Origin of the sequence: Mesorhizobium sp. M7A.F.Ca.CA.003.01.2.1 (assembly GCF_003998945.1) — a bacterium.
GTDB lineage: Bacteria > Pseudomonadota > Alphaproteobacteria > Rhizobiales > Rhizobiaceae > Mesorhizobium > Mesorhizobium ciceri.
Window position 1 is genome coordinate 1 of sequence record NZ_RZRA01000657.1, and the last position, 3302, is coordinate 3302.

The 3302-nt window shown below is 64.7% G+C and carries 3 protein-coding genes and 1 pseudogene; 1 reads left to right on the forward strand and 3 read right to left on the reverse strand.

All coding sequences use genetic code 11. The features are described 5' to 3' along the window. The 3 genes from EN969_RS23130 to EN969_RS23140 all read right to left on the reverse strand — a co-directional run. Positions 1–596: SDR family oxidoreductase (locus tag EN969_RS23130; protein ID WP_164758434.1), on the reverse strand; the 596-nt coding region annotated here is incomplete at its 3' end. A gap of 257 nt (positions 597–853) precedes the next feature. Beyond that, positions 854–1591 carry a tellurite resistance TerB family protein gene (locus EN969_RS23135; RefSeq protein WP_024502721.1) on the reverse strand — a complete coding sequence of 246 codons (738 nt, stop codon included), beginning with the start codon at positions 1589–1591 and terminating at the stop codon, positions 854–856. A 115-nt stretch (positions 1592–1706) separates the two neighbouring features. Next, entirely contained in the window at positions 1707–2627 is a 921-nt protein-coding gene (locus tag EN969_RS23140) for a rhodanese-related sulfurtransferase (protein ID WP_013529741.1), read from the reverse strand. 311 nt (positions 2628–2938) lie between these two features. Between EN969_RS23140 and EN969_RS23145 the strand changes: the two are divergent. Then, a pseudogene (locus tag EN969_RS23145) lies at positions 2939–3302 on the forward strand (keto-deoxy-phosphogluconate aldolase); the annotation flags it as partial.

Sequence of the window (3302 nt, forward strand, 5' to 3'; positions counted from 1 at the left end):
ACCGTCATCGGCTGCGCCATGTCGGTCAGCGCATTGCCGATGTCGATCTGGCCGCAGGCGATGTCATAGGGCCGACCGTCGAGCGCCAGCGTCTTGGTCAGTCCGGTGATGGCATGCTTGGTCGCCGTGTAGGGCACCGAGCCCGGGCGCGGCGCATAGGCCGACACCGAACCGTTGTTGATGATGCGGCCACCCATCGGCTTCTGCTTGCGCATGGCGCCAAAGGCGGCACGGGCGCACAGGAACGAACCGGTGAGGTTGACGCCGACGATATCGTTCCACACTTCGACCGGTATCTCGTCGATCGGCGTCGATTTGTAGCCCATGCCGGCATTGTTGAAGAGCAGGTCGACACGGCCGAAGGCCGCCGCCACGGTCTCGAACAGATCGTCGACCTCGCCTGCCTTGCTGATATCGCAGGCAACCGCCAGGGCCTTGGCGTCGGTGGACCCGGCCTCAGCCACGGCTGCATCCAGCACGGATTTGCGGCGTCCGCAGAATACCGTGTTCCAGCCGGCCCTGAGCAGCGCCGTGGCGACGCTCTTGCCGATGCCCGTGCCGGCCCCGGTGACGATGGCGGTTCTTTGCTCGGTCATGGCTATTGTCCTCCGGCAGCGCTGCGCTTGCTCGACTGATTTTGGGGGGTTGGCTCGAAAAGGAAGGCATCGCAAATGACGGCGGCGATGGCAAGCGTGTCCATCCGGCCGGACCGACAAAAAGGGCGGCCATTGGCGACCGCCCCTGATCTGAACCGGGCTTGGGAGGAGGAAAAGCCGATCCGACTGTGTTGAATGATGCGCTTGCTGGGTTAATGAGCGGTTAACCCGGAAAGTGCCCCCTGTGCCGTTTTGGCCTACCAGCGCGGATTGGGTGACGTCCCGGCCTTGGCCGGCACCTTGGCCGCCGAAACCGTCGCCTCGACATGGTCGACCAGCGCGTCCGGCAGGCCGAGCCGGCCGGCAAGCAGGTCGAGATAACCGCGCTCGGCGCGTGTGTCGGGATCGATGGTCAGGCGCGACGCCGTGTAGAGTTCGAGCTTCTGCGCATCGGTCTTGGCGCCGGCCACCAGCGTGTCGAGGTCGAGCGGGCTTGCCAGCTCCGCCATCAGGAACTTTTCGGCGTCGGAGCCTATGCCGGCCAGGCTGAGCTTGCCGGCGATCTTCTGGCGCTCTTCATCGTCGATATGGCCATCGGCCTTCGCCGCCGAAATCATCGCCCGCACCAGGGTCAGCGTGAATTCGTCCTCGCCTTGCGGCGCCTGCGACGGGTGGAAGGGGGTATCCTTGGGCGGCGGCAGCAATTCCGGTTCACCGGCCGCCGGTGCTTCCGCGGGCGCGTTGCCGGCCTTGTAATTCTGGTAGGCCTTGTAGGCGAGGCCGCCGATCGCGGCCAGTCCGCCAAGCTTCACCGCGGCGCCCGTCACGTTGCGGCCAGTACCGGTTCCGAGCAGCACCGCGGCCAGCGCACCGGCGGCCAGCGGATTGTCCTTGGCCATCTGCACGGCCTGCCCCGCCTTGTCGCGAACGGTGCCGCTGGTGCCGGGGATTTGCGAGCCGAGCAGATCGTCGAGAAGCTTCTTGGGATCGAACATTCAGTGCCTCCAGGATTTGCCCGGCCAACGGGCGGGTTTCGAACGTCGAAGACGTAGGTCCCGAAACTTGACATTGCAATGACAGGCAGCCGCTTTGCAGCAGCACGATGCTGGATCAGGAGCCGATATGCGGCCCCCTGCCCCGCGCCTGCGCAAGCTCGACCTGGCGCTGGCGCTCGGCATAACGCTGGCGGTCCTCGTCCGAACGCGCATCGAAGCAATGCGGGCACGAAATACCGGCAGCGAATTTGGGCGACGTCAGCTCGCCCGGCGTCAGCGGGTGGCGGCAGGCGCGGCACAGTTCCGCGTCGCCCTCGGCAAGGCCGTGCGACACCGAAACCCGCTCGTCGAAGACGAAGCACTCGCCTTGCCAGAGGCTCTGTTCGGCCGGAACCTCCTCGAGGTATTTGAGGATACCGCCCTTGAGATGGAAGACATCCTCGAAGCCGAGCGATTTGACATAGGCGGTTGCCTTTTCGCAGCGTATGCCGCCGGTGCAGAACATCGCAACCTTGCGGCCTTCGAGCTCCGCCCGGTGCGTTTCCACCCAGGCCGGGAACTCGCGAAAGCTTGCGGTGGCCGGGTCGATCGCACCCTTGAACGTGCCGATCGACACCTCATAGGCGTTGCGCGTGTCGATGATGACAGTGCCGGGCTGCGAAATCAGAGCGTTCCAGTCGGCCGGCGCGACGTAGGTGCCGGCACTTTTCGAAGGATCGATGTCATCGACACCCATGGTGACGATCTCGCGCTTCAGCCGCACCTTCATGCGATGGAACGGCATGTCCGCGGCCGCGCTGTACTTGACCTCGAGTCCGGCAAGCCCTTCGATGGCTTCGAGATACGCGATCAGTTCGGCAATTGCCGTCTCGCTGCCGGCGACGGTGCCGTTGATGCCTTCATGCGCCAGCAGCAGCGTGCCCTTTATGCCGCGCCCGCAGCAGAATGCGGCGAGCGGCGCGCGCAGTTCTTCGAAAGCGTCGAGCCGGGCAAACCGGTAGAGCGCGGCGACGCGAAGGAGTGGAAGTGATGTCATCGCCGAAGCCACTAGACGCTCGAGCAAGCCGATTCAAGGCAAAGCAGGCATCCTGTTCGGCGGGTCACTGGCGCAAATCTGCACCATGGGTGAATTTGTACCATAGCTGAGATCAGGGAGTCAAGAAAAAATTCCTATCCTGAAAAGCCACCGGGACCAAAGCTGTCGGCACCATCGAGCCGGCAGCCACCCTTGTCAACTTGGGCTTGGCGAGTATGGGCGACGCGTGACATCGCGACACGGCCGGTTTCGTGGACAGGAAAACGGCCTTCTGCTAATCGGTTGAATTGTCCCACGCCACGGAGAGACACATGCCCAGCAAGACCGAAAAACTTCTGTCGCTCCTCAACGGCCAGCCCGTCATCCCGGTGCTGAAGATCTCCGATGTCGCCAATGCCGTGCCGCTGGCCCGCGCTCTGGCGCGCGGCGGCCTGCCTGCGATCGAGATCACGCTGAGGACCGCCGACGCGCTGGAAGCGATCCGGCGGGTCGCTGGTGAAGTCGAGGAAGCCATCGTCGGCGCCGGCACCATTCTTGATGCCAGGCAGTTCGAAGAGGCGGCCGCCGCGGGCTCGCGCTTCATCGTCAGCCCCGGCATCACCCGCGAGCTTCTGTCGGCAGCCGCCGCCAGCGATGTTCCGCTGCTGCCCGGTGCGATCACCCCCGGCGAGATCA